Here is a 22,364-nt window from a genome sequence, read left to right on the forward strand (position 1 = left end):
TATTTATTTGAATGGGCATTACAAATAAAGATCTGTATTTTCTACAAGGTGGTGAAGAAATGGGGCAACTCATGCGATCTAAAGATTGGAGTAAAACACCTTTGGGAGATCCTGCGACCTGGCCGCAAAGCCTTTGCACCATGCTGGCAGTAGTGCTCAATAACCCTTTTGGCATGTACATTGCCTGGGGAACTGAATATACACAATTATACAATGACAGCTTTAGACCTATTTTGGGTTTAAATAAACACCCTCAGGCTTTAGGAATTAGTTCTAAAGAAACTTTTTCTGAAATTTGGGATACTATAGGACCAATGTTTGGTGATGTAATGAAAGGAAAACCAGTTAGTTTTCCGGATTTTATGGTGCCTTTAAACCGAAATGGTTTTGTAGAAGAATGTTATTTTGACTTTTCATACAGTCCAATTAAAATAGAAAATGGAGAAGTTGGCGGCGTTTTGGTTACCGTAATTGAAACTACAGAAAAGAAAAAAACGGCCGAAGCATTAATACAAAGCAATACCAGATTTAGAAATAATATCATGCAGGCGCCTGTTGCGATGTGCGTTTTTAGAGGTGAAAAACATATTGTTGAAATTGCAAATGAACAAATGATTCAGTTGTGGGGAACTACAAGTGAAAATGTCATTGACAAACCCATTTTTGAGGCATTGCCACAAACAAAAAATCAGCATCTGGAAAGTTTACTGGATAATGTTTACCAAACCGGTGAAAAATTTGTTGCCAATGAAGAGCCTGTTAAACTTCTCAGAAATGGACAAATAGAAGACACTTATATTAATTTTGTTTATGAAGCTTTACGCGAATCTGATGGCAGTATTTCCGGTGTTGTTGCAATTGCAATTGAAGTAACATCGCAAGTATTATCAAGAGCAAAAGTAGAAGAAAGTGAACATAAAGTGCGAGCGCTGGTAGAAAATGCGCCTTTTCCGATTGCCGTGTATGTTGGCAAAGAAATGCGTGTAGAACTTGCCAATGAATCGATTATCAATATTTGGGGAAAAGGAAATGATGTGATAGGCAAATCATTTAAAGATGTATTGCCGGAACTTGATAATCAGCTTGTTTTTGAACAGATTAATACAGTTCTCGAAACCGGAAAGTCTTTTCATACCCAAAATACACCGCTTGACTTAACGGTAAATGGAAAGCTCCATACCTATTATTTTAATTACAGCTTAACGCCGCTTTACGATATAAATGGCAATATTTATGGTGTAATGAATACCGGAGTTGATCTTACGGATTTAAATCTTGCAAAGAAAAAAATAGAAGAAAGCGACAAACGATTCCGTAATACTGTAAAACAAGCTCCGGTTGGAATTACAATTTTGCGCGGACCAAACCTTATGGTTGAAATGGCCAATGAAGCCTATTTGAAATTAGTGGGCAGAGAAGAAGATACCTTTGTAGGCAAACCATTATTTGATTCTTTACCGGAAGTTAAAGATGCTGTAAGTACTTTATTAAACGGTGTTTTAGAAACAGGTATTCCATATCATGGAAATGAAGTTCCGATACCTATTAACAAATTTGGAAAACTGGAGACTTTATATTTCGATTTCTTATATCATCCTTTAAAAGAAGAAGACGGAAACATTACTGGCATTATAGTTACCGCAACTGAAGTTACCGAAAAAGTAGAGTCCAGAAAAAGAACAGAACAAAACGAAGAACGACTTAACATTGTTGTAGATGCGAGCGAACTTGGAACCTGGGAGCTAAACCTCAAAACAAAAGATGCTATTTATTCTCAAAGATATCTTGAAATTATTGGCGGTTATAAAACAAATGAGCAATTAACCCACGAACAATTACTTAAACATGTGCATCCTGATGATATGCATTTGAGAACCAAAGCGCTTAAAAATGCTTTTGAAACAGGGTATCTCAATTATGAAGCGCGAATGATTTGGCTTGACAAATCAGTACACTGGATGGAAAGCAAGGGAAAAGTTTTTTATGATGAAAACAATAATCCCGAAAAATTAATAGGAACGACCAGAGATACAACTCTCGACAAAAAACATCAGCAAGAGCTTGAAGACAGCGAAAAAAGATTCCGTAATCTTGTGATGCAGTCTCCGGTGCCAAAAGCAATATTGAAAGGAAACGAGATGGTTGTTGAAATGGCCAATGTTGTCTTATTAAAAAATATCTGGAAGAAAAATGAAAGTGATGTTCAGGACAAAAAAATATTCGACATATTTCCGGAACTCAAACAGCAAAAATATGCACATTTATTAAACGAAGTTTATACTACAGGAAAAGTACACTCAGAATCTGAATCGTTGATTTTTATTGACGGAAAAAATGGTGGACACGAAATGTATATTGATTTTGAATATGCGCCATTACTGGAAAAAGACAATGCCATTTCCGGTATTAAAATCACTATAATTGACGTAACCGAAAAAGTTCTCGCCAGAAAAAAAATAGAAGAAAGTGAAAAAAGATTTCGTTCATTAACAGAAAGTATTCCGCAGCTAATCTGGGAAACTGACGAAAACGGAAATTCTTTATTTGCATCAGGAAAATGGTTTGAATACACAGGCATTCACCCTAATGGAGAGGCTGAATGGCGCGCTATGATTCATCCGGCTGATTATGAAGAAAATGCAAAAATCTGGGCAAACAGTTTAGCAACGGGAGAAGTGTACAGATGCGATGTACGAGTGAGAAGCAAAGACGGAAATTACCGCTGGCATGCCGTTATTGGCGAACCTGTTTTTAATGAAGAAAATAAAATTATAAAATGGGTGGGCGCTTTTACAGATATTCAAACTGAAAAAGCGTTTACAAATGAATTGGAAAAACAAGTTACCGCAAGAACCAAAGAATTGGAACACAATAATATGGAACTTGAGAAAATGAATAAAGAACTTCAGTCTTTTACCTATATCTCAAGTCACGATTTGCAGGAACCGCTTAGAAAAATTCAAACATTTGCCTCGCAGATTATGGAAAGAGAATCTGAAAATTTATCTGATGTTGGAAAAGATAAGTTTCAGAGAATGCAAAATGCTGCCAAAAGAATGCAAACGCTTATTAACGATTTACTTTCTTACTCCAGAACAAATACGCAGGAAAGAGTCTTTGAAAAAAAGGACATTTCTGAAATTATCAATGAGGTAAAAGAAGATTTAAAAGAAGAACTCGAACAAAAACATGCTGTTATAGAAAGCGGAGAACCTTGCGAGATTAGTATTATACCATTTCAATTCAGGCAATTAATATATAATTTAGTAAGCAATTCACTTAAATTTTCTAAACAGGATATTACTCCGGTCATAAAAATTAAAAGCGAAATTCATCCCGTAAAAAGTTCAGATGATAATTTTTTAACCGAAGGAGGTTATTGTCATATTAGTATTTCGGATAACGGAATTGGTTTTGATCAGGAATACAATACCAAAATATTTGAAGTATTTCAACGATTACACGGCAGAGAGCAATACAACGGAACAGGAATTGGTCTTGCCATCGTAAAAAAAATTGTAGAAAACCACAATGGTTACATCACTGCCAAAGGTGAAAGTAATAAAGGTGCCACTTTTGATATTTATATTCCCGTAGTATAAATATAAATCATAAAAAAAACGGAAACAACTTCAAAAGTCGTTTCCGTTTTAATCCTGACTTCATTGAAGTCAGGATTTCTTAATTCAAAAAATAAATTATCTTGTATATACTGTGATAACACCAGTAGCTTTATCTTTTAATTTTAACTCTTTATTAGTTAAATTCATAATGTCAGATGTTGTACCAACACCGTTAACAGTAATCGTTAAATCATTATGAGATCTTGCGTAAGTTCCTGTAGTTTCAGTTAAAGAACAAGTAGTTCCTTGATAATCACCTAAAACTGCTGCATTACTTACTCTTAAATCTAAATAATCTCCAGGACAACCTGCTTGATTTGCCGGAGCATCAACCAATTGTTCTACACCGTTTACAATTACACCTTGTTTACTAAGGTTATATTTTCCTTCAATTGGAACAATTGTTTCTCCATCGTTATCGTCATTGCTACAAGATGTAGCGAAAATACCTAACCCTAATGCTACTACGAATAATATTCTTTTTAAATTTTTCATGATTTGATTTTTGTTAAATTTTAATTATAATTTTTTATTTCTGTAGTGCTAAATTACTTTCAAAGAGGCTGAAGTCTGTTCCATAATTTTTCCATTTTCTTACATAATTTGTATTTTTAGATAATTTTAACTAAAATCGTTGCATAATCGTCTAAAAATAACCTGCTAAACAGGCATTTGTTAATTTTTATTTAAAACATTGATTTTTAACCAAAAACAACAGTTAACTATTTCATAACCTTTAGATTACGATCAATTTATATGTTTTTTATTAATTTGATTAAAACTAAATACCATGAAATTCTTCAACCTGACATTCCTCACTTCATTTAAAGAATGGCTTTTTTTAAAAGCTATGCAATCTACTTTCCTTCATTAATAACCAGAAATAAAGGAAAGAATTACTTAAATGAATAAAATTGACAATTCACTACTAAATAAAGAACAATTTGGGGAGGATTTCTTGTGGGGAGTCTCTACAGCCGCTTTCCAAATTGAAGGAGCACATGATGCCGAAGGGAAAGGTGCTTCGATCTGGGATGTTTTTACTTCTCAAAAAGGCAAGATAAAAAATGGTCATCACGCTATTAATGCCTGCGATTTTTATAACACCTATAAAGACGATATTGAGCTGGTAAGGCAATTAAATATTCCCAATTTTAGATTTTCTATTAGTTGGCCGCGAATTATGCCTACAGGAATTCATCCTGTAAATCAGGCAGGAATCGACTACTACAATAAAATCATTGATTTTTTAATAGAATGCGGAATAGAACCCTGGGTTACACTTTATCATTGGGATTTACCACACGCCCTTGAATTAAAAGGCGGATGGACCAATAGAGAATGTGTTTCGTGGTTTTCAGATTATACAGAAGTCTGCGCAAAACACTTTGGCGACAGGGTTAAAAACTGGATGGTTATTAACGAACCTTCTGTTTTTACGGGTGCCGGATATTTTCTGGGTATTCATGCTCCGGGAAAAAAAGGAATTACCAATTTTATAAAAGCCATGCATCATGTTACATTAGCAACTGTTGCGGGTGCAAAAATTTTGAGAGATAAAGTTGCTGATGCTAATATTGGTACCACTTTTTCGTGTACGCATATTGAACCTTTCTCTGATAAACCGGCTGATATTCAAGCTGCAAAAAGAGTCGACACTTTACTAAACAGAACTTTTATAGAACCTATTTTAGGACTAGGTTATCCGCAGGAAGATCTACCCGTGCTTAAAAAGCTTAACAGTTATATTCTAAAAGATGATGTAAACAATCTTGCGTTTGATTTTGATTTTATCGGATTACAATGTTACACGCGCGAAATTGTAAAATCGTCAATATTGATTCCGTATGTTGGTGCCGAATTAGTTAGTGCTGAAAAAAGAAATGCCATTACAACCGAAATGGGATGGGAAGTTTATCCTCCTGCCCTATACCACGTTTTAAAAAGGTTTAATGCATATAAAAACATTAAAAAAATCATTATAACCGAAAACGGTGCCGCTTTCCCTGATAAAGTGACAAACGGTAAGGTTTACGATATTAAACGTACACATTATATACAAGATCATTTAGAACAAATATTAAAAGCCAAACACGACGGTTTTAATGTTGATGGTTATTTTGTATGGAGTCTTACTGATAATTTTGAATGGGCAGAAGGTTACAATGCAAGGTTTGGATTAATTCACGTTGATTTTGATACACAAAAAAGAACCATTAAACAATCCGGTCAATGGTATGGTGAGTTTTTATCAAAATAAACGAAGAAGAAACAAGGATAAAATTTAGAAATTTATATAAACTTAAATGGCAATTTTATGGAAATCAATTGGCTTATTATAGTTGCAGTTTTTATTGCTGTTGTTTTATTGGTTTATATTTTGATAAAACAGAATAAAAAAGACCGTAAAAAAATTGAAGAAGAATTAAATTATGTTCCGGAAGGTGAAGAAGCTGAAATCAATAATGAGAAGGAATCATAGTAGGTGTAGATTTTTAAAAAACTAAAAAGGGTTTTGAATGTTAAATCTCAAAACCCTTCTCTTTTATACTTTAATAAAAAGTATATTCTAATAAAAAGCCTTTCAGGATTTCTCCCAAAAGGCTTTTATCTACAAATTAACAAGGCAATATTATTTCCAGCCGCCGCCTAATTCTTTATAAACATTGACTGCAGCAGTTAATTGATCTCTTTTAGTATCTATTAATTCAAGTTTCGCTTCTAAAGCATCTCTTTGTGTCATCAATACCTCAAAATAATCGACTCTCGCTGATTTAAACAAATCGTTAGAAACATCAATCGATGTGTTTAAGGCATCAACTTGCTGTGATTTCAGATCGTAGCTTTTTCCTAAATTATCAATTTTAGAAAGCTGATTCGAAACTTCGATATAAGCATTCAAAATCGTTTTATCATAATTGTACAACGCCTGAAGCTGTCTTGCATTAGCACTGTTAAACTCTGCTTTAATCGCATTTCTGTTAATTAATGGCGCAGCAATATCTCCGGCTAATGAATACAATAATGATTCCGGAAGTGTAAACAAATACGATGGATTGAAAGCATTAAAGCCAACCGCAGCAGAAATATCCAAAGATGGATAAAACTCTGCACGAGCCACTTTTACATCCAGTTTTGCAGCTGTAAGCTCCAATTCGGCTTGTTTAACATCAGGACGATTCAGTAATAATTGAGACGGAATTCCTGATTGAACCGTTGAAGGCAACAAAGCAAGGAAATTGTTTCTGTCTCTTTTAATTTCCTGTGGATATTGACCAACAAGGAAATTAATTTTATTTTCGGCTTCTTTAATTTTCTGACGAATGTCAAATTCTAAACTTTTAGAAGTTAAAACCTCCGCCTGAAATTTCTGAACAGCCAATTCTGTTGCTCTCGCAGCCTGCTTTTGAACTTTTACAATTTCCAAAGCATTCGATTGCAATTCAATATTTTGTTTTACAATATCAAGCTGACTGTCTAAAGCTAATAATTCATAATATGAATTTGCAATTTCAGAAATCAAACTTGTTACTACAAAGTTTTTACCTTCAACCGTAGCTAAGTATCTGGTTAATGCCGCTTTTTTAGAATTGCGTAATTTTTTCCAGATATCAACTTCCCAATTTGCATAAGCAGCAACCGAAAAATCTCCAAGCGGATCCGGCGTTTCTTTGCCCGGCATAATTTCTGTCGTAGCATCACCCGCACCCTGGCTTGTGTAACGTCCTACTTTCTCTACACCCGCTCCGGCTCTAACACCAACAGTTGGTAATAAAAGTCCTTTTCTAACGCGCACATCATTTTTTGCAATTTCAATTTCCTGTAAAGTCATTAGCAACTCCTGATTATTTTTCAGGGCTAAGTCAATTAAATTTACAAGGTTTTGATCTTTAAAGAAATCATGCCACGGAATAGCTGCCATATTCGTTGTGTCTTTGCTAGTTGCAAAAGCCTCTGGAACCGGTTTACTTGGTGTTTCGGGCGTTGCCGCCTGTGGAGCTTTGCAGCTTGCAACAGCAAGGCAAAGTCCCACAGCAACACCATATTGATATGTTTTAAATTTATACATGATTGTTGTCAATTTCTTCTGTTAATGGATTCTCTTCTTCATGTTTTACCAACTTGTGTTTCTCTGCAATTCTTCCAAAAATGTAATACAATCCCGGAATCACAAATACACCACAAATAGTTCCGATAAGCATACCTCCCGCGGCGGCAGTACCAATAGTTCTGTTACCAATTTTACCCGGACCGGTAGCAAAAGCAAGTGGTAATAAACCGGCAATAAAAGCAAATGAAGTCATCAAAATAGGACGGAACCTCGCTTTCGCTCCTTCCATTGCGCCTTCAAGAACTGTTTTACCAGCAGCGTGCCTTTGAATAGCAAACTCGACAATTAACACGGCATTTTTACCCAGTAAACCAATAAGCATTACCATCGCAACCTGAGCATAAATGTTATTCTCTAATCCAGTTACTTTTAACAGAAGGAAAGCTCCGAAAATACCTGCCGGTAAAGAAAGAATTACTGATAATGGCAGAATAAAACTTTCATATTGTGCTGCTAAAACTAAGTAAACAAATCCTAAACAAATCAGGAATACCCAAATTGCCTGATTACCCTGAGCAACCTCATCGGCAGAAATACCCGCCCAATCAATATCATAACCTCTTGGTAATTTTTTTGCTGCAACATCCTGAATTACTTTAATAGCTGTTCCTGAACTATATCCCGGTGCAGCACCACCACTAATTTCAGTAGAAGTATACATATTATGTCTCGTAATTTCTGAAAGACCGTATACTTTTTCTAACTTCATAAAAGCAGAAAAAGGCACCATTTCATCACGATCATTTTTTACATACAACTTTAAGATATCATCCGGCTGTGCACGATATTCCGGCGCTGCCTGAACGATTACTTTATAGTTAATACCGTATTTAATAAAACTGATTTCGTAGTTACTACCCACAAGAGTTGACAAAGTGTTCATCGCATTTTCGATAGAAACGCCTTTTTGCTGTGCCAAATCATTATCGACTTTCATCATATATTGAGGGAAACTCGCACTAAAGAAACTAAATACGTTCGCCAATTCCGGACGTTTATTCAATTCTTCAACAAAGTCTTTATTAACAGCTTCCAGTTTTTTGAAATCGCTGGAACCGGTTTTATCCAGTAAACGAAGCTCAAATCCTCCCGCTGCTCCATATCCCGGAACCGCCGGCGGTTGGAAAAACTCGATATTAGCACCCGGAATATCTTTCGATTTCTCTTCCAGTTCAATCATAATCTCCTGTACAGATTCTTTACGGTCGTTCCAGTCTTTTAAGTTGATCAAACAGGTACCGGCATTAGATCCTGTACCTTCCGTCAAAATTTCATAACCTGCCAATGAAGAAACTGATTTTACACCGTCAATTGTTTCCGCAATTTTTTGCAATTGTTCTGCAATATTATTTGTTCTTTCTAATGATGAACCCGGAGGTGTTTGAATAATGGCATAAAACATTCCCTGATCCTCATTCGGAATAAATCCTGAAGGAACTGTGCTGCTGATTAACCATGTTCCTGCGCAAAATCCTAAAAGAGCAATAATAGTAACCCCTCGTCTGTTTACAATTTTACCTAGTACATTTTGGTATTTACCTTGTGCAAGGTTAAACTTGTTATTAAAACCGTCGATAAATCTATTTATTGGCGTTCTCTTTTTAGGCGTACCATGATTATTTTTTAACATCATCGCACAAAGTGCCGGCGTTAAAGTCAAAGCCACAATACCAGAAAGGATAATCGCTGTTGCCATCGTAATCGAGAACTGTCTGTAGAAAACCCCCACCGGACCAGACATAAAAGCAACCGGAATAAATACCGCCGCCATTAAGAATGTAATCGCAACAATTGCTCCTGCAATCTCGTGCATTGCTTTTTTAGTTGCTTTAAATGGAGAAAGATGTTCTTCTTCCATCTTGGCGTGAACGGCTTCGATAACTACAATTGCATCATCGACGACGACCCCAATCGCTAATACTAAAGCAAATAGCGTAATTAAGTTCAATGAAATATCAAAGAATGTCATGAACACAAAAGTTCCAACCAACGAAACCGGAACCGCAATTGCCGGAATAACCGTAGATCGCCAGTCTCCTAAGAAAAGAAATACAACCAAACCAACCAAAATAAATGCCTCGATCAAAGTATGAATTACTTTTTCGATAGAAGCATCAAGGAATTTAGAAACGTCATACGAAATTTCATAATCCATTCCTTTTGGAAATTTTTGCTTGATTTTTTCCAATTTCGCTTTAACATCTTCAATAACCTGATTTGCATTAGATCCAAAAGATTGTTTTAATACAATCGCCGCAGATGGTTTTCCATTCAAATTAGAATAAATATCATACATCGAACTTCCAAATTCTACTTTGGCAATATCTTTCAAACGCAACAATTCTCCGTTACTGCTTGATCTTACGACGATATTTTCGTATTGTTCTTTAGTTGTAAAACGTCCTGAATATTTTAATACATACTCAAAAGCCTGAGAACGTTTCCCTGAGCTTTCCCCTGTTTTACCAGGAGAAGCTTCCAAACTCTGACTAGATAATGCTTCCATTACCTCATCGGCAGAAATTTTATACGCCAGCATACGATCAGGTTTTAACCAGATACGCATTGCATATTCACGTGTTCCCAAGATATCTCCTGATCCCACACCATTTACCCTTTTTAATTCTGATAAAACGTTGATATCTGCATAGTTATATAAGAACTTCATGTCCGTATTTTTATCCGTACTGTAAAGATTCACATACATCAACATACTCGGAACCTCACGGGTAATCTTAACACCTTCTCTAACTACCAACGGAGGTAATTTATTAGTTACCGAAGCCACACGGTTTTGAACGTTAATTGCAGCCTGATTAGGATCTGTACCTAAATTAAATACAACCTGAATACTTGCTTCACCATCATTTCCGGCATCAGAAGTCATATATTTCATTCCCGGAACTCCATTTAAGGCTCGTTCTAAAGGAATAACAACCGATTTGATCATCAATTCACCATTCGATCCAGGATAATCCGCCGTAACGTTTACCATTGGAGGAGAAATGGAAGGGAACTGGGTAATTGGTAAATTCATCACCGACAATACCCCTAAAAAGACAATTATAAGCGATATTACTATCGACAGTACAGGTCTTTGAATAAATTTATTAAACATTTTTATATTTTTTTAATGATTAAAACAAACTGGAATTTAAAAGTGTTCCAAGTTTTAAGTTTCACGTTTCAGGTTCAGTGCGCAACTTGAAACTTGAAACTTAAAACTTGAAACAACTTAAAAATCTATTCTGCTTTTACGCGTAAATGATTGATTACCGTTTGCGGAGCCAGGAATTCATATTTAATCTTGTCATTTTCTTTTACTTTCTGAACTCCTTCAAGTAAGATTTTATCATTTTCAGTAAGTCCGGTGCTTACAACGTACAAATCTGGAATTTCGCCTGTAATCGTGATTTCTTTAGAAGTTACATGATTGCTTTTATCCACAACAAAAACATATTTTTTGTCCTGAATTTCGTAAGTCGCTTTTTGCGGAATTACAATGGCATTTTTAAGCGGAACTAGCATTTGAACTTTTCCTGTTTCTCCGTTTCTAAGTAACTTTCCTGAATTAGGGAATCTTGCTCTGAAAGCGATATTTCCTGTTTCATTATCAAATTCACTTTCTATAACTTCAACGTTTCCTTTGTATTTGAAAAGTTCGCCATTTGCCAAAAGCAAATTCACATTATTTCCTGCGCGATCTTTAATATCAGTTTGATATTGAAGATATTCCGGCTCAGAAACATTAAAATAAGCAAACATTTGACTGTTGTCTGAAAGGCTTGTCAGCAATTCACCTTCGTCAATAAGACTTCCTAATTTTAATGGAATTCTATCAATTGTTCCGTCAAACGGAGCTCTGATTTCGGTAAATGATAAATGAAGTTTTGCCAAAGCAACTTCAGCTTTTGCTGATTGTAATTTTGCCTGAGCTACACTTAATTCGTTTTTAGAAACGATATTTTTATCTGCTAATAATTTGGCATTTTGTACTTCAATTTCTGTTGATTTTTGTTCAGCCTGAGCTTTTAACAATTCTGCCTGATACATGTTTGGCATAATTTTAAACAAAAGCTGTCCTTTTTTAACAAACTGACCTTCATCAACATAGATGTCTTGTAAAAACCCTTTTTCCTGGGCACGGATTTCGATGTTTCGAACAGATTTAATTTGAGAAACATACTCTTTAGTAAACGAAGTATCGATTTTTACAGGATTGGTAACTGTAAATTTTTCTTCTTCTTCTTTTTCTTCTTTTTTTGATGTACAACTGGTAAGGCACAACACGGCAAGCATGCCCGTTAACACGATAATTCTTTTCATTGGTATTTAATTGGAAATTAAGCGATTAAATTAGGGACATAAGAATCCCTTAGATGTAAGTCATCAGTCGCCAGAATAACGTGATTTTGTTGTAATTAGGAAGTACTTCTAAAAATTACCATCCATATTTATCCATGATCACGCTTTTGGTAACCGATGTATAAATAGAATCAAATTCTTAAAACTCTCTGAGTAATGTAGATAGGATTTGACTGACCACAAGATGGTCCTAAAATTTCAAAAAGACTATATGAGTTTGCAACGCTTTGACGTGAGATTGTCAAATATAAATCATTTAATAAACTATAGTTTGTTGCAAGAAACTTAGTCGAAAAATCTTTAAGATCATCGCTTCCAAGATATTCTTCATCCAAATCTACATCAGCATCTTCGATTATCGAACTGCCCTGATCATTATTGGTGAATTTTACGCGATGTCTTTTCTCAAGATTGTGGTGAGAATTTAGGTGTGTTTCGGCATTAAGATATTGCCCTCCGCCTAACAGAAGGAAATTCATAAATGTTAAAAATACTACTAACTTTCTCATTTGAGTGCGAAAGTAATAAAAGATCGGAATAAAAAAAATAAAATAAGAAAGTCTTAACAACATATAATATACGAAAACGTTTTCTTTTTATTTCTGCTTTTTATTTCACAATAAAAACATCTATTTTATACAAAAACAATATTTTAGCTTAACATTTAAACAACATTGCTACAGTATTCAAAACGTATTAGCTCAAAATGAGTAAAAATCGTAAATATTTGAGGCTGTATATTTTATTTGATAATTCCTGCTCTTTTTTTATATTAAAATTTCCATTATAGTAAATTCCTGTTCCGCTTTTATAAAAGTTTTGTGCGTATCTTTCATTCCAAATTTCTCATAAAACGACTTTTTATTTGTTCGGGCATTACACCAGACTTTCTTTGCTTTTTTATCTTTTGCTAATTTTAAAATATACTTTAAAAGCTCAGATGCAATTCCTTGTCCCTGAAAATCTTCTAATGTTGCCAGCTTTCTAAACTGCATTTCCTGATCAACAAAAAAACAGGAAACTATGGAGACTAATTTTTCCTGAATAAAAACTCCAAAATGCATTCCTAAATCATCTTCTTTAAGCTGCACAAATTCAAAAGGCTGATCCGGCCACATTACTTCGTTCCTGATTTGCCAGGTTTGAGAAGCCTCAATTTCTTTAATAATCATGGTTTAATTCTTTTCCATTCAAATTTAAACCAATTTACACAGCTATTCAAATTGAGGCAAAAAGAAAACACATTATATTAACTATCAAACAGATACTAAAAATAAATAAGATAAATCTCTCTATTTCGATTAATAATAATTATTTTTATAGTATCTAAAAACGAAAATATCCAATATGAAAAAATTTATTGTAACTGCATTATTATGTATTAGTGTAAACGGTTTTGCACAATTGATACAATTTGGACCACAATTTTCGGCCAATATTACTTCGCCCATAAGCGATGATTTTAGTTCTAAAAGTTCAGGAACTGATATTGGTTTTGCAGGATTTGCAAGAGTTAATTTATTGCTTTTTTACGGTCAGGCCGAATTTGGTTACGCAAAAAATAAATTTACTGTTTCACAAACGGGAATAGTTGGCGAAACTGAATATGAATTAGCAGGAACAGACGCTACATTAATTGCCGGTTATAAAATACTCCCATTTGGTAAATTAGGAAATCTCCGCATTTTTGTTGGTTATAACTGGAAACATTACTCTGATATAAAAGCCAGTAATGATATTAATTTAATTGCTTTTGAACAGGATAACAGCAGTATTCTTGGCGGCGTTGGTGTCGATTTATGGAAACTTACATTAGATTATCGTTATCTGGCCGGTTTGTCAGATCTTGATGCTTCAGGCAGAGAATTAAAAACCGGAATTTCTACTGTTACACTTGGGTTTAAATTTCTCTAATAGTAACAAAATAAAAATGCCACAGATTTACATATTCAGAGAATTAATCTTTTGAATCTGTAAAATCTGTGGCAAAAATAGTATTTATTTAGAAAACGAATTCAGAATTTCCAAAGCTCGTTCTGCATCTTTTTTATTTACAAAAATATGATCGTGATAAAACGCAGCGACCACATTACAGCTAATTCCGTTTTGCGAAAGTGCTTTTGAAAACGCTGCCGTTAAACCAACTGCTTCTAATGATGAATGAACCGTTAATGTTATCCAGGACATTACAACTGAATATTCAAGACTTAATTTATCTGCAATTTCTTTTTTAAGAATTAATGTAATGGCTTCTTTTTCTTTAAAGAACATTACAATATGATCTAAATCTATTTGCTCCTGTTTTTCTATTTTACAAAAAACATAATCACCTGAATTGAGTTCAGGTTTCATGCTTTTTAGTAATTGCTGTAAATCTTTTTCTCCTGACATAATCGTTAGTAATTATACTTTCATATAGAAAAATTCCGGATTTTCATTTTCAATTTTTTCGACACCTTTTTCTGTTTGTTTCGCAATGTTTATTACGTGCAATATACTGGAGTTTTTATCAACAGTACAATTCCAGATTGTCCCGTCAGATAAGATAATGGCCGAGAATAAAGAATCTGATTTGTCTCTGTTAAAGTAAACTAAATCTTCTGTTTTAATATTTTTTTTAACTAACGTTTTTTTGTCCTGCTCATAAAAAATAATTTTGTTTTCAGATATTTCAATGAATTCTTCTACTTCTTTATTTTTAGAATCAGCTTCTGTTTTTACGGCCCAAACCGGTTTATCACCTTTCATTCTCCAAATTCCCAAAGCTTTCTGCATTATTTCTTTTCTTAAAATAGCTTTCAGGGTATCTACTTTTTTACTTGATTCCTGACCTATCTCATTTTCAGGTCTAATTTTAGACGCTACAGAAAACAAATCGAGTGCATTTTTAAAATCTGATTTTTTGTAACAGGAAACAGCTAATTCATATTTATTCTTTTGAAATTTTGCTTTTGCATCATTTTGGGCATAAATGCAAATTGTAAACAATAAAAAAACAATAATTAAATAATTTTTCATTCTATGGGGGCTTTATTTTGATGCAAACATACTTGTTAAATTTGTAACTTTTTGTGGTTTTCCGTAATATTTTTTCAACTCTAACACAAAAAATCATTCAAGTTACTAATAATCAGTATCTTAAAACAAATAAATCCTCTTTTTCACTTGAAAAAGAGGATTTTTATTAAATAAATTAAGGTAATTATCTTACTAAAAAGACATTATTTTTTGGTGTTGCGTCCATAAAGATACCTCCGTCAACTGTAATTTGTTTTACTTGTTTCTTAGTTTTTAGAGCAATTAAAGCTGCTTTTTGATTGGTTTGCCAAATTGCCGGAGTTTGGTGTATTGTTTCTTTTGAATCATCAGCATAGACAATATTTACATCAAACGGAATTGCAAAACCTCCCACATTTTCGATCGTAACAGTATTCTTTTCTACCTTTTTAACGGAAAGATCAATATAATTGTTGGTAAAAAACCAGTTGTTAAAAAACCAATTCAAATTTTTTCCTGAAGCGGTATTCATAGAATTAAAATAATCCCACGGAATTGGGTGTTTCCCATTCCAGTTTTCCATATACGCATGAAGCGACTTTTTAAACAAATCATCTCCAAGCAAATCTTTTAAAGCGATGTATGAAAGAGACGCTTTTCCGTATGAATTATTTCCATATCCGGGACCTGAAACCTGTGTAGACATGGAGATAATAGGCTGATCTTCTTCTGTTGATGCATCGTTAATATAGCCTTCTACTCTAAATTCTTTATAAAATTTATCTGCCGCTTCTTTGCCGTGCTCTGCAATTCCAATTAAATATTCAAAAGTCGTTGCCCAGCCTTCATCCATAAAAGCATAACGCGTTTCGTTGATTCCCATATAAAAAGGAAAATACGTATGTGCTACTTCATGATCCTGAACTAATTGTGCAAAAACAGGATCATTCATTTGCGAATCGTTACACATCATTGGATATTCCATATCTGCAAAACCCTGAAAAGCTGTCATTTTAGAAAACGGATACGGAATTCCCGGCCAGTTATTCGAAAACCAATCTAATGCATACTGATTGTTTTTGATTGAATTTACAAAATCAGTTCCTTTTACATCATATGCCGCCTGAACACTCGCGCGACGATTCGTTTTTTTATCAACAACAACGCTGCTCGCATCCCATAAATAATGATCACTTAAACCAAAACAAACATCCGAAATATGTTTGGCCTCAAATTTCCAAACATTCCATTCGTTTTGTTTCGTAACTGCGCCGCTTTTCATTTCCTGTTCGTTTGCAATATGCAAAATCTCATCTGTTATGTATGATTTTTTTAAACGTGCTGCAAATTCAGGCTGCAAAACATCATCAGGATTTAATAAATCTCCGGTTCCATAAACCACATAATTTTTAGGTGCTTTTACAGAATACGTATAATCATTAAAATCATTGTAAAATTCCTGACGATCTGTGTGAGGCAATCTGTCCCATCTGTTATAATCATCAAAAACAGTAACACGAGGATAACTGTATGCGGCAAAGAAAGTCGTATTATCAATTTGACCTTCTCTTCCACTCTCTTTCGATAAAGGATAATTCCAATCGATATTAATTGTAATTTTTGAATGTGGCAGAATTGCTTTTTTCAACTTAACATTTCCAACCGTTCCCCAGCTTCTGGCATCTTCTTTATACACTTCGTCGCCAATTTTTAAAGCCGTAATGGTTAATCCGTCACTTAAAAAATCATCGCTAACCGTGCCGCTTCTTGGAGAAGATGGTTTATGAAGATTATTTACAAACCTGATAGGTAAGTTTTTCAAAGTATCGCTGCTATTGTTTTCATAGACAATAGTTTCAGTTCCGTTAATTACTTTTGTATCAGCATTTACCGTTAAAGCGATATCATATTTTCCGTGGTTTTGCCAGTAATTTTTTCCTGGTTTCCCGTCCATAGAACGAGTTCCTTTTGCGTAAGCATCTTTAATATTTCGCGGCATATAAAGATCCTGCGCAAAATTATTTTGTGCCAAAAACAAAAAGACAATGAGTATAAATTTTTCCATAAGTGGTTTCAAGATTTGATGATTTAAGAGTTGTTATGAATATTAGTTGTAATTTTTTGACTAAAGTTACAATTATCTAACAAATTTTTAAATTTTTGTTTTGATTACCATGAAAATGCGAAAGTTTTTTAATGCGACAGATTAAATGATTAAAATGATTCACAACATTTGCAGTTTTCAAAAAAAACCGCCTAATTCTAAAAAGAAAAAGGCGGCATCTACAAATAATATATAACCTTGATAACTACAAAATATAATCGGTATTAATAAAATTCGATTCTTTGCTGTTTAGCAATTCCTGCAAAATTTCATTATTATAAGCAATATCTTTTGAAGCCACAAACGTACGAATGGAGAATGAACGCAATGCATCCGGAATACTTAATGTTCCCACAGCCGAATCTTTACGACCTGTAAACGGGAATGCATCAGGTCCTCTTTGGCATGAACTGTTCAGGTTTACTCTACACACTAAATTCACCAAAGAATCAATTAGTGGAGCCAACGTTTTAATATCTTTTCCAAACAAACTTACTTGCTGACCATAGTTAGATTCGGCCATGTCATCAAGAGGTTCGTCAATATGTTTAAAAGAAATAATAGGCACTACGGGTCCAAATTGTTCTTCGTGGTATACTCTCATATTTTTATTTACAGGAAATAAAACTGCCGGAAAAATATAATTTTCAGTATGTTTTCCGCCTTTTTCATTCAGGATTTTTGCTCCTTTCGAAGTTGCATCGTCAATTAATCCCTGAATATAAGCCGGTTTATCCGTTTCCGGAAGTGGAGTTAACGAAGCACCTTTATCCCAAGGATTTCCAAAAACTAATTCGTCTACTTTTTGAGAAAAACGTCTGTTAAATTCTTCTGCGATAGATTCATGAACATATAAAACTTTCAAGGCTGTACAACGTTGTCCGTTAAAAGACAAACTTCCTGCAATACATTCCTGAATTGCCAAATCTAAATCAGCGTCCGGTAAAACAATCGCCGGATTTTTAGCTTCTAAACCTAAAATCAAACGCAATCTGTTTTTATTTGGATGCTGATCCTGCAAAGCAATCGCTGATTTACTATTTCCGATTAATGCCAAAACATCAATTTTTCCGGATTTCATAATCGGAGATGCAATTTCGCGGCCTCTGCCATAAACAATATTAATAACACCTTTAGGAAAACTGCTTCTAAAAGCATGCAATAATGGCGAAATACATAAAACACCATGTTTTGCCGGTTTAAAAATTACGGCGTTACCCATAATCAAAGCCGGAATCAATAAAGAGAAAGTTTCATTAAGCGGATAATTGTAAGGTCCAAGACATAAAACAACGCCAAGAGGTCCGCGGCGAATCATGGCATTTACACCCTGTACTTTCGAAAAGTAAGAACTGCGTCCGTTTAATTCTTTATAACTGTCAATTGTATCCTGAATATATTCTACCGTCCTGTCAAATTCTTTTTGCGAATCGCCAAGGTTTTTTCCAATTTCCCACATCAAAAGTTTTACTACTTCTTCGCGGGTTTCCTTCATTTGTCGCACGAAATTTTCCATGCATTTAATTCGGTCAGCAACTTTCATCGTTGGCCATAAGCCTTGTCCTTTATTGTAAGCTCCATTTGCAGCCTCAACAACTTCAGCAGCTTCTTTTTCTCCCATAAACGGGATCGATCCTAATACTGTTGGTGCATATTTTTCTGTAGAAGAAATAGTCGAAAAAACGGGCGTCGTTTGACCTGTCCATTTTTTCAATTCTCCGTTTACAAGATAAGTATCTTGGTTTATAAGGGTTTTAATCTGATATTCTTCAGGAATTAAACTCATAATCTGGTAATTTTATAGTTTGGTTATTAATAGTCATTGAAAAGAAAAAAGAGGCTTTTTTTGCCTCTTTTTTATCTTTATGGATTTACGGTTTCACCTTCCCAATCCAGGATTCCACCAAGCAGGTTGTAGGCATTATTAATACCTAACTCATTCATAATCTGACATGCTTTGGCACTTCTGGCTCCAGAACGGCAATACACATAATAGTTTTTATTTTTATCAAGTTCTTCGATTTCATAAATAAAACCCTGACCTTTATTGATATCAATATTTACGGCATTTTCAATATAACCGTCATTAAATTCGTCTTCAGTTCTTACGTCCAGTATAACTGCATTCTCGTCAGCAGCAAGCTGATTAACCCAATCTTCTTGTGATAAATTCATAATAAATGTGTTTTTGTAAATTTACAATGTTTCTATTAATTAAAAACGTGCCAAATACGATTTCGATTATTATTCTCAGAAAACGTTTTAGCGAAACTATAATACTCAGTGAAATACAAATTTACTCACTATTTTTAAAAATATAGTCTATAAAATCGATCGAAAATAGGATTTTTTCATTTGAGTAAAATACATCTTAAAAATAGTTTTCTGACAATTAATACCGTTTCAATCTGCTATCTTTGTATAAAATTATGTGCTTTAATCTTAATTTGATAAAATTATTTATCATGGATTGTTTTTTTTGCCAAAGATTAAAAGATTAAAAAGATTAAAAATTAACCATTAAAAGATTAAGAAAAATTAAGATTTGCTGCTTAATGAACTTAATGTCTTAATGGCAGAAAATTATTTTTATATTAAAACGTAACGCTCGATGTGACCAATTAAGAAAAACTAATGCAAAATTCATTACAAACTATATTCCCTAATTTTTCCGAAGAACTTATTTCTACTATTGAAGAAAACGGAAGCTTGCAGGATTTTGAAGCCGGAACTATTTTAATGCGAACCGGACAATACATTAAAAACACGGTTTTAATTACCAAAGGAAAAATCAAAATTTATCGTGAAGGCGAAGACGGCGGCGAGTTTTTAATGTACTATTTACAACCCGGACAAGCTTGTGCCATTTCGATGATTTGTACTTCTAAAAGCGAAAAAAGCCAGATTATGGCAAAAGTCGTCGAAGATGTTTCTGTTATGATGATTCCACTGCAAATGATGGATAAATGGATGATGGAACACAGAACGTGGTTTGAGTTTGTAATCGAAACCTACCGAAGCCGTTTTGAAGAAGTACTCGAAGTTGTCGACAATATCGCATTTCGATCTATGGATGAACGCTTAGAATTTTATTTAAAAAGACATTCTGATGCTTGTGGCTGTACCGAAGTAAAACTATCACATCAGGAAATTGCAACCGAATTAAATACCTCACGAGAAGTTGTTTCGAGATTACTCAAAAAAATGGAACAACGCGGTTTGGTAAAACTCAATCGAAACCAGATTGAATTATTAAGCACAAATTTTACAAATTAACACGAAGTGTTTTTGTTTTTTAACCATTAAGAGATTAAGTTTAATTAAGATTTACTGCTTAATTAAGTAAGTTTTAAAAAAGCTAAACTTAACCTTCTTAATATCTAAATGGTAAAATATTTTTTTATGTTGACTTTTCACAGTCTTATGTGATAAATGTTACTGTACTTTTCTAATTATCGAAGCACCTTTGCCTAAAAACAAATGCAATGGAATATTTAGGATATTTTGCTTCAATTATTATCGGGATTTCGCTTGGCTTAATTGGCGGAGGCGGATCTATACTTACGATTCCTATTTTAGTATATTTATTTAAAGTAAATCCTGAGCAAGCCACATCCTATTCTTTATTTATTGTTGGATTAACGGCCATGTTTGGAAGTTACAACCATTATAAAATGGGAAATCTAAAACTGAAATCGGCATTGTATTTTGCGATTCCGTCAGTGATTTCGATTTTGATTATTCGCGAAGTTATTTTTCCACAAATTGCCTCAACTTTATTTTCAATTGCTTCTTATTCAGTTTCCAAAGATTTCCTGATTATGATTATCTTTTCGGTATTGATGATTACGGCGGCGATTTCAATGATTCGCAAAAACCAACCTGAAATAAAAAGTCAGGAAACAAATTATATCCAATTGAGTTTTATAGGTTTCATTGTCGGAATCATAACCGGATTTCTTGGCGCCGGCGGAGGATTTCTAATTATTCCCGCGCTGCTGTTTTTCGCCAAATTACCCATGAAACAAGCCGTTGGAACTTCTTTATTAATAATAAGTATTAATTCTTCAATAGGTTTTGCAGGCGATTTATACATCGGAACTCCAATCAATTACCCATTTTTATTGGGCGTTTCAACAATGGCACTTCTCGGAATGGTATTAGGAAGCCAACTTTCTAAAAAAATCGACGGAACTAAATTAAAACCAATATTTGGCTGGTTTGTTTTGATAATGGGGTTTTATATTATTACAAAAGAGGTTTTGTTTTAAAACGCCAAAAATTCAATGACAGGAATAATTCCCATCATTGAATTTTGCAACCTTTATATCGGTAAAAGTTTAATTAGCGTTGTCCGCCAGAAACAGCAATTGTTTCACCAGTAATCCAGTAAGAATCATCAGAGGCAAGAAATACAGCCACATTTGCAATATCTTCGGGTTTTCCTACACGACCAAGCGGCGTTTCTGAAACATGCCATTTTTCTGCATCTCCATTCATAACACCCGAACTGTGAGATCCTTCGGTTTCTATCAGACCAGGATTAATAGAATTGACACGGATTTTTTTAGGTCCAAGTTCTTTGGCAAGAATACGCGTCATGGCATCAACAGCATATTTTGTTTGAGTATAAACCAATGCCGTTGGCATATCAAGTGTTGATACTATCGAACCAGTATTAATAATAGCTCCGCCTTTATCACCAAACATCTTCACAGCTTGCTGAATCGTTAATATGCTACCCAACACATTAATGTTGAACATATTATGAAAAGATTCTTCTGTAATATCGTCAATACCCGCAAATTTGTAAACACCCGCGTTGTTAACCAATATATCAAGTTTGCCAAATGTTTTGGCAATCTCTTCAAAAATACGTTTTACATCAGCTGCTTTTTCAACATTACCTTGTATTGCAATAGCTTTTCCACCATTACTTGTAATTTCTGCAACAACTTTATCGGCATCATTTTTACTGCTGGCGTAATTTACAACCACAGTTGCGCCCTGATTTGCGTATGCTTTTGCGATTCCTGCACCAATACCTTTTGATGCACCAGTTATTAAGGCAACTTTACCGTTTAATTTTCCTAAATTTTCCATCTTTTTTTATTAATTAAATTTTATTAATTGATAAGGCAAAGTTGGATATTAAGTCAGGCTA

18 protein-coding genes are annotated in these 22,364 nt (G+C 34.0%); 6 read left to right on the forward strand and 12 right to left on the reverse strand.

From position 1 onward, the window contains the following. Positions 1-11 precede the first annotated feature (11 nt). Positions 12-3,602, forward strand: a complete 3,591-nt coding sequence (locus OLM54_RS10475) for a PAS domain-containing protein (protein ID WP_264538528.1) — start codon at positions 12-14, stop codon at positions 3,600-3,602. 96 nt (positions 3,603-3,698) lie between these two features. Here the strand turns inward: OLM54_RS10475 and OLM54_RS10480 are convergent, their stop codons facing one another. Further along, on the reverse strand, positions 3,699-4,118 hold the full coding sequence (locus tag OLM54_RS10480; RefSeq protein WP_264538529.1) for a lipocalin family protein: 420 nt from the start codon (positions 4,116-4,118) through the stop codon (positions 3,699-3,701). A 409-nt stretch (positions 4,119-4,527) separates the two neighbouring features. Here OLM54_RS10480 and OLM54_RS10485 point away from each other — a divergent pair, with 409 nt between their 5' ends. Continuing rightward, complete coding sequence (locus OLM54_RS10485; protein WP_264538530.1) at positions 4,528-5,883, forward strand: GH1 family beta-glucosidase; 1,356 nt, start codon at positions 4,528-4,530, stop codon at positions 5,881-5,883. A 57-nt stretch (positions 5,884-5,940) separates the two neighbouring features. Further along, positions 5,941-6,105 carry a hypothetical protein gene (locus tag OLM54_RS10490; protein WP_264538531.1) on the forward strand — a complete coding sequence of 55 codons (165 nt, stop codon included), beginning with the start codon at positions 5,941-5,943 and terminating at the stop codon, positions 6,103-6,105. A 150-nt stretch (positions 6,106-6,255) separates the two neighbouring features. Here OLM54_RS10490 and OLM54_RS10495 read toward each other — a convergent pair whose 3' ends face one another. The 5 genes from OLM54_RS10495 to OLM54_RS10515 form a co-directional block, all read right to left on the reverse strand. After that, complete coding sequence (locus tag OLM54_RS10495; protein WP_264538532.1) at positions 6,256-7,692, reverse strand: TolC family protein; 1,437 nt, start codon at positions 7,690-7,692, stop codon at positions 6,256-6,258. After that, positions 7,685-10,852, reverse strand: a complete 3,168-nt coding sequence (locus tag OLM54_RS10500; RefSeq protein WP_264538533.1) for an efflux RND transporter permease subunit — start codon at positions 10,850-10,852, stop codon at positions 7,685-7,687. Before OLM54_RS10500 ends, OLM54_RS10495 begins: the two co-directional genes overlap by 8 nt. 125 nt (positions 10,853-10,977) lie before the next feature. Beyond that, a complete protein-coding gene (locus OLM54_RS10505; protein WP_264538534.1) occupies positions 10,978-12,060 on the reverse strand; it encodes an efflux RND transporter periplasmic adaptor subunit in 1,083 nt (360 codons plus the stop codon). A gap of 170 nt (positions 12,061-12,230) precedes the next feature. After that, a complete protein-coding gene (locus tag OLM54_RS10510; protein WP_264538535.1) occupies positions 12,231-12,608 on the reverse strand; it encodes a hypothetical protein in 378 nt (125 codons plus the stop codon). A 258-nt stretch (positions 12,609-12,866) separates the two neighbouring features. Further along, a complete protein-coding gene (locus tag OLM54_RS10515; protein WP_264538536.1) occupies positions 12,867-13,271 on the reverse strand; it encodes a GNAT family N-acetyltransferase in 405 nt (134 codons plus the stop codon). Between the two features lie 175 nt (positions 13,272-13,446). Here OLM54_RS10515 and OLM54_RS10520 point away from each other — a divergent pair, with 175 nt between their 5' ends. Next, positions 13,447-14,013, forward strand: a complete 567-nt coding sequence (locus tag OLM54_RS10520; protein ID WP_264538537.1) for a hypothetical protein — start codon at positions 13,447-13,449, stop codon at positions 14,011-14,013. Positions 14,014-14,097: 84 nt separating this feature from the next. Here the strand turns inward: OLM54_RS10520 and OLM54_RS10525 are convergent, their stop codons facing one another. The 5 genes from OLM54_RS10525 to OLM54_RS10545 all read right to left on the reverse strand — a co-directional run bounded on the left by OLM54_RS10525 (position 14,098) and on the right by OLM54_RS10545 (position 19,375). Then, positions 14,098-14,490, reverse strand: a complete 393-nt coding sequence (locus OLM54_RS10525; RefSeq protein ID WP_264538538.1) for an ACT domain-containing protein — start codon at positions 14,488-14,490, stop codon at positions 14,098-14,100. 12 nt (positions 14,491-14,502) lie between these two features. Continuing rightward, the gene (locus OLM54_RS10530; RefSeq protein ID WP_264538539.1) at positions 14,503-15,117 is read right to left on the reverse strand and encodes a tetratricopeptide repeat protein; all 615 of its coding nucleotides are present in this window, start codon (positions 15,115-15,117) and stop codon (positions 14,503-14,505) included. Between the two features lie 184 nt (positions 15,118-15,301). Then, a complete protein-coding gene (locus tag OLM54_RS10535; protein WP_264538540.1) occupies positions 15,302-17,161 on the reverse strand; it encodes a M1 family metallopeptidase in 1,860 nt (619 codons plus the stop codon). Between the two features lie 244 nt (positions 17,162-17,405). Beyond that, the gene (locus tag OLM54_RS10540) at positions 17,406-18,986 is read right to left on the reverse strand and encodes an NADP-dependent glyceraldehyde-3-phosphate dehydrogenase (protein WP_264538541.1); all 1,581 of its coding nucleotides are present in this window, start codon (positions 18,984-18,986) and stop codon (positions 17,406-17,408) included. Between the two features lie 77 nt (positions 18,987-19,063). Next, on the reverse strand, positions 19,064-19,375 hold the full coding sequence (locus OLM54_RS10545) for a rhodanese-like domain-containing protein (RefSeq protein ID WP_121329352.1): 312 nt from the start codon (positions 19,373-19,375) through the stop codon (positions 19,064-19,066). Between the two features lie 459 nt (positions 19,376-19,834). Between OLM54_RS10545 and OLM54_RS10550 the strand changes: the two genes are divergently transcribed. Together OLM54_RS10550 and OLM54_RS10555 are read left to right on the forward strand one after the other, a co-directional pair. Beyond that, complete coding sequence (locus OLM54_RS10550; RefSeq protein WP_264538542.1) at positions 19,835-20,476, forward strand: Crp/Fnr family transcriptional regulator; 642 nt, start codon at positions 19,835-19,837, stop codon at positions 20,474-20,476. A gap of 209 nt (positions 20,477-20,685) precedes the next feature. After that, positions 20,686-21,471, forward strand: a complete 786-nt coding sequence (locus tag OLM54_RS10555) for a sulfite exporter TauE/SafE family protein (protein ID WP_264534608.1) — start codon at positions 20,686-20,688, stop codon at positions 21,469-21,471. 73 nt (positions 21,472-21,544) lie between these two features. Here OLM54_RS10555 and OLM54_RS10560 read toward each other — a convergent pair whose 3' ends face one another. Further along, positions 21,545-22,303 (reverse strand): glucose 1-dehydrogenase, encoded by a 759-nt coding sequence (locus OLM54_RS10560; protein WP_264534609.1) that lies wholly within the window; start codon positions 22,301-22,303, stop codon positions 21,545-21,547. Between the last annotated feature and the right edge of the window lie 61 nt (positions 22,304-22,364).

Source organism: Flavobacterium sp. N1736 (genome assembly GCF_025947065.1).
Taxonomy (GTDB): domain Bacteria; phylum Bacteroidota; class Bacteroidia; order Flavobacteriales; family Flavobacteriaceae; genus Flavobacterium.

Bases quoted from the DNA above. Each gene is read 5' to 3' on its own strand.
- OLM54_RS10475 (WP_264538528.1), top strand. From the start codon at position 12: ATGGGCATTACAAATAAAGATCTGTATTTTCTACAAGGTGGTGAAGAA.
- OLM54_RS10480 (WP_264538529.1), bottom strand. From the start codon at position 4,118: ATGAAAAATTTAAAAAGAATATTATTCGTAGTAGCATTAGGGTTAGGT.
- OLM54_RS10485 (WP_264538530.1), top strand. From the start codon at position 4,528: ATGAATAAAATTGACAATTCACTACTAAATAAAGAACAATTTGGGGAG.
- OLM54_RS10490 (WP_264538531.1), top strand. From the start codon at position 5,941: ATGGAAATCAATTGGCTTATTATAGTTGCAGTTTTTATTGCTGTTGTT.
- OLM54_RS10495 (WP_264538532.1), bottom strand. From the start codon at position 7,692: ATGTATAAATTTAAAACATATCAATATGGTGTTGCTGTGGGACTTTGC.
- OLM54_RS10500 (WP_264538533.1), bottom strand. From the start codon at position 10,852: ATGTTTAATAAATTTATTCAAAGACCTGTACTGTCGATAGTAATATCG.
- OLM54_RS10505 (WP_264538534.1), bottom strand. From the start codon at position 12,060: ATGAAAAGAATTATCGTGTTAACGGGCATGCTTGCCGTGTTGTGCCTT.
- OLM54_RS10510 (WP_264538535.1), bottom strand. From the start codon at position 12,608: ATGAGAAAGTTAGTAGTATTTTTAACATTTATGAATTTCCTTCTGTTA.
- OLM54_RS10515 (WP_264538536.1), bottom strand. From the start codon at position 13,271: ATGATTATTAAAGAAATTGAGGCTTCTCAAACCTGGCAAATCAGGAAC.
- OLM54_RS10520 (WP_264538537.1), top strand. From the start codon at position 13,447: ATGAAAAAATTTATTGTAACTGCATTATTATGTATTAGTGTAAACGGT.
- OLM54_RS10525 (WP_264538538.1), bottom strand. From the start codon at position 14,490: ATGTCAGGAGAAAAAGATTTACAGCAATTACTAAAAAGCATGAAACCT.
- OLM54_RS10530 (WP_264538539.1), bottom strand. From the start codon at position 15,117: ATGAAAAATTATTTAATTATTGTTTTTTTATTGTTTACAATTTGCATT.
- OLM54_RS10535 (WP_264538540.1), bottom strand. From the start codon at position 17,161: ATGGAAAAATTTATACTCATTGTCTTTTTGTTTTTGGCACAAAATAAT.
- OLM54_RS10540 (WP_264538541.1), bottom strand. From the start codon at position 18,986: ATGAGTTTAATTCCTGAAGAATATCAGATTAAAACCCTTATAAACCAA.
- OLM54_RS10545 (WP_121329352.1), bottom strand. From the start codon at position 19,375: ATGAATTTATCACAAGAAGATTGGGTTAATCAGCTTGCTGCTGACGAG.
- OLM54_RS10550 (WP_264538542.1), top strand. From the start codon at position 19,835: ATGCAAAATTCATTACAAACTATATTCCCTAATTTTTCCGAAGAACTT.
- OLM54_RS10555 (WP_264534608.1), top strand. From the start codon at position 20,686: ATGGAATATTTAGGATATTTTGCTTCAATTATTATCGGGATTTCGCTT.
- OLM54_RS10560 (WP_264534609.1), bottom strand. From the start codon at position 22,303: ATGGAAAATTTAGGAAAATTAAACGGTAAAGTTGCCTTAATAACTGGT.